Annotated in this window: 4 protein-coding genes; 3 read left to right on the top strand and 1 reads right to left on the bottom strand. The window is 66.2% G+C overall.

The window, feature by feature from the left end:
* From EOA60_RS21240 to EOA60_RS21230, 3 genes are all read left to right on the top strand, one after another.
* Positions 1 to 521: tetratricopeptide repeat protein (locus EOA60_RS21240; protein ID WP_128311830.1), on the top strand; the 521-nt coding region annotated here is incomplete at its 5' end.
* A gap of 195 nt (positions 522 to 716) precedes the next feature.
* On the top strand, positions 717 to 1,388 hold the full coding sequence (locus EOA60_RS21235; protein ID WP_095777066.1) for an LON peptidase substrate-binding domain-containing protein: 672 nt from the start codon (positions 717 to 719) through the stop codon (positions 1,386 to 1,388).
* Positions 1,389 to 1,467: 79 nt separating this feature from the next.
* A complete protein-coding gene (locus EOA60_RS21230) occupies positions 1,468 to 1,710 on the top strand; it encodes a Trm112 family protein (RefSeq protein ID WP_067323589.1) in 243 nt (80 codons plus the stop codon).
* Between the two features lie 24 nt (positions 1,711 to 1,734).
* Here EOA60_RS21230 and EOA60_RS21225 read toward each other — a convergent pair.
* The coding region (locus EOA60_RS21225; RefSeq protein ID WP_128311829.1) for an error-prone DNA polymerase at positions 1,735 to 4,241 on the bottom strand (2,507 nt) is incomplete at its 5' end.

Here is a 4,241-nt window from a genome sequence, read left to right as displayed (position 1 = left end):
TCACCGAAGCGCTGGCCGCGGCCGCCGAGGCGCGCGAGGCAGGCGACACCCAGACCGCGGCCGACATCTATGATGCGATCCTCGAGCAGTCGCCCGAAACCATCGAGGCCATCGCCGGGCTCGGCGAGATCCTGTTCGAGGCCGGCGACAGCCAAGGCGCCGAGGCGATGCTTGCCAAGGCGCCGGAGGACAAGAAGGATGCGCCGGCGCTTGCCGCTCTGCGCGCCAAGATGACACTCGCGGCGGAAGCCGCCGCGCTCGGCAATCCAGCCGAGTTCGAACGCCGGCTCGCCGCCAACCCGAACGATCACCAGGCGCGGTTCGACTTGGCCATGGTGCAGAATGCGCGCGGCGAGCGCATGCAGGCCGCCGACAACCTGCTGGCGATCGTCAGGGCAGACCGGACGTGGAACGACGATGGCGCGCGTGCGCAGCTCTTGAAGTTCTTCGAGGCATGGGGGATGACCGACGAGGCGACGCTGTCGGCGCGGCGCAAGCTGTCGTCGCTGTTGTTCTCCTGAGCGTTTTGCCGGCTTGGCTGCCGGCCCCTTTTGCCAGGAGGGTCTTGCGCAAGGCGCCAACTGCGCCAGATAGGCGGCAGCGGCTTGCCCCTGCCGGTTAAGGGTTTAGACAGGCTGGGTTGCGTAAGAGGAGATCGCAGTTGATGCGCTGCCCGGCGACGCTTTCGAGAGTTGAAGTGCAGGCGGAGGGTTGAGGTGCAGGTCGGAAACGCCCGCTACCGGCTCGCCAGGGATCTGCCGTCGAGGATCCCGGTGTTTCCGCTCGCCGGGGCGCTGCTGCTGCCCGGCGGCCGCATGCCGCTCAACATTTTCGAGCCGCGCTACCTGGAGATGATCGATGAGGCGATGGCCGGGCCGCGGTTGATCGGCATGATCCAGCCCAGCCTCGACGGCGCGCTGCGCGACGACGGCGAGCCCGAGCTTTGCAGCGTCGGCTGCGCCGGGCGCATCATCTCGCTTGCCGAGACCGGCGACGGGCGCTACCTGATCTCGCTGCAAGGCGTCTGCCGCTTCCGCGTCACGGATGAGCTGGCGGTCAAGACGCCGTTCCGGCAATGCCGGATGGCACCCTTCCTCGCCGATCTCGAGGAGGATCCGGCCGGTGCCGAGGTCGACCGCCCTGCCCTGCTCAAGGCGTTCCGCGCCTATCTGCAGGCCAACGACCTCGAGGCCGACTGGGAAAGCGTGAGCCGCGCGGAGAACGCCATGCTGGTCAACGCGCTGTCGATGATGGCGCCCTATGGGCCGGCCGAGAAGCAGGCCCTGCTCGAGGCGGCGGACCTGAAGACGCGCGCCGAGACGCTGATCGCCATCACCGAAATTACGCTGGCGCGCGAGGATGAGGATTTTGGCTCGAGCCTGCAGTAAGCGCAATGATTCAGGTGAAATCGGCCTGACCTGAATCTCAACACTTAGGCCGGCGGCAGTTGGACAATGGAAAAGCGAGATGGCGGACGGACGTGACGGGCGCAAAGCCACGGTCGACCCGAAATTGCTGGAACTGCTCGCCTGCCCGCTGACCAAAGGACCGTTGACCTGGGACGCCGAGCGCAGCGAACTGATCTCGCGCGTGGCGAAGCTTGCCTATCCGGTGCGTGACGGCATCCCGATCATGCTGCCTTCGGAAGCGCGCACGATCTCGGCCGAAGACGCTCTCAAGCCGCCGCCGCGGCTCGGCGGTCCGTCGTGAATCGCGCCGGCGGGCCGGTTGCCGCTACTGGAAATTGCGCCCCTTGGGCATGACCTGTTGCGCCGCGCCCGACAGGGCGTCGACATGCTGCCGCACCGGCAGGCCGCGGTTCGCGGAGCGCTCCGGTCCATTCGATGACCCGGCGGGCTGATGCTCGATGGTGGGCGGCTCCTGCAGGAGGACGCTCAGCCAGGGCGTCAAATCCTCGATCCTGTCGGCGACGATGTGGATGACATCCGATTCCTGCTGCAGCTTGCCGGTGACGCGGATGAAGCGTGCGCCCATCACGATAGAGCGGAAGCGGTCGAAGACGCGCGGCCAGATGATGACATTGGCGATCGCCTTTTCGTCCTCCAGCGTTAGGAAGATCGCATTGCCCTTGCCGGGGCGCTGGCGCACCAGCACCAGGCCGGCGACGGTGACGCGGCGGCCGTCGCGCACCGACGGCAGGCGGACATTAGGGGTGATGCCGGCGCGGTCAAGCCGCTCGCGCAGGAAGGCGACGGGATGTTCCTTCAGCGACAGGCCGAGCGAGCGATAGTCGTGGACGACATGCTCGCCGAGCGGCATTTTCGGCAGCTTCGTCTCGGGCTCCAGCTCGCGCAGGCGGAGCGTGGGCTGGTCGAACAGCGGCAGTTTCTCGGCTGCGCTCCTGCCGTCCAGCGCGCGCACCTCCCAGAGCGCCGCGCGTCGGTCGAGGCCGAGCGAGCGGAAGGCGTCTGCCTGGGCCAGCCTTTCGATCTCGCCAACATCGAGGCCCGAACGCAGCCAGACATCCCTGACCGATCGATAGCCGTCGCCGCGCCGGGCGACGGCGGCCTCCATCCCTTCCTCCGAAAGCCCCTTGATCTGACGGAAGCCAAGCCGCACCGCATGAGCCGTCTCGATGACGCCGCGCATCGAGGCATGGCGTTCGAGGATGCGCGAAGGATCGAAACGGGCCTCCTCCAGCCTGCAATCCCAGACGGAATGGTTGATATCGACCTCGCGCACCTCCACGCCATGGTCGCGCGCGTCGCGAACGAGCTGGGCCGGCTGATAGAACCCCATCGGCTGCGAGTTCAAAATCGCGGCGCAGAACACGTCGGGATAGAAGGTCTTGAACCAGCAGGAGGCATAGACCAGCAGCGCGAAGGAGGCGGCATGGCTTTCCGGAAAGCCATATTCGCCAAAGCCTTCGATCTGCTTGAAGCAACGCTCGGCGAATTCCTTTTGGTAGCCCTTGTCGACCATGCCGTCGATCATGCGCTGGCGGTAGTTGCCGATCGTGCCGGTGCGCTTGAAGGTGGCCATTGCGCGCCGCAGCTCATCGGCCTCGCCCGGCTGGAAGCCGCCGGCAACGATGGCGATCTTCATCGCCTGCTCCTGGAACAGCGGCACGCCCAGCGTCTTGCCGAGAATCTCCTTCAGTTCCGGCTTCGGGTATTCGGCTTGCTCCTTGCCCTGCCGTCTACGCAGATAGGGGTGCACCATGTCGCCCTGGATCGGGCCGGGCCGCACGATCGCCACCTCGATGACGAGATCGTAGAACTCACGCGGTTGAAGCCGCGGCAGCATCGACATCTGGGCGCGCGATTCGATCTGGAAGACGCCCAGCGTGTCGGCCCGGCAGATCATGTCGTAGACGCGAGGGTCCTCCGGCGGCAGCGAGCTCAACTGATGCGGCCGGCCGTATTTGTCACGCGCCTGCGGATAATGATGCGTGAGCAAGGTCAGGGCTCGCTTCAGGCAGGTCAGCATGCCGAGCGCCAGCACATCCACCTTGAGGATCTTCACCGCGTCGAGATCGTCCTTGTCCCACTCGACCATCTTGCGCTCTTCCATCGCCGTCTTGACGATGGGCACGACCTCGTCGAGCCGGTCGCGGGTGATGACGAAGCCGCCGACATGCTGGGAGAGATGGCGGGGGAAGCCGATGATCTCGTTGGCGCGTTCCAGCACCTGCCGCGACAGCGGATCGGCGCGGTCGAGGCCGCCGGCATTGGCTTCCCTTTCGCCGAGCTCCGAGGTCGACCAGCCCCAGATGGTGCTCGACAGGGCGCTCCGGACGTCTTCGGACAAGCCCATGGCCTTCGCCACCTCGCGCAGGGCGGAGCGGCCGCGATAGCTGATGACGGCGGCGGCCAGCGCCGTGCGCTTGGCGCTGTATTTCTCGTAAATATAAGCGATGACCTCGTCGCGCCGTTCATGCTCGAAGTCGACGTCGATGTCGGGAGGCTCGTTACGTTTCTCGGAGATGAAGCGCTCGAAGAGGGCATCGATCCGGTCAGGGCCGACCTCGGTGATGCCGATGCAGAAGCAAATGACCGAATTGGCGGCCGAGCCGCGCCCCTGGCAAAGGATGCCCTTGCTGCGGGCGAATTTCACGATGTCGTGGACGGTCAGGAAATAGCGCGCATAGTTCAGCCGCTCGATCAAAGCGAGCTCGCTGCCGATGCGCCGCAGCACTTCTTCCGGGATTCCGGCCGGATAGCGCACGGCCGCTCCTTCCCGCGCCAGGCGTTCGAGCTCGGCCTGCGGTCCGAGCCCGG

The sequence above is a fragment of the Mesorhizobium sp. M1A.F.Ca.IN.020.06.1.1 genome (genome assembly GCF_004023265.1).
Taxonomy (GTDB): domain Bacteria; phylum Pseudomonadota; class Alphaproteobacteria; order Rhizobiales; family Rhizobiaceae; genus Mesorhizobium.
Note: the sequence above shows the minus strand (reverse complement) of the source record. Positions and strands in the feature narration are given on the sequence as shown.

Excerpts from the sequence above, each read along its gene's own strand:
- EOA60_RS21230 (WP_067323589.1), top strand. The coding sequence starts at position 1,468 with ATGGCGGACGGACGTGACGGGCGCAAAGCCACGGTCGACCCGAAATTG.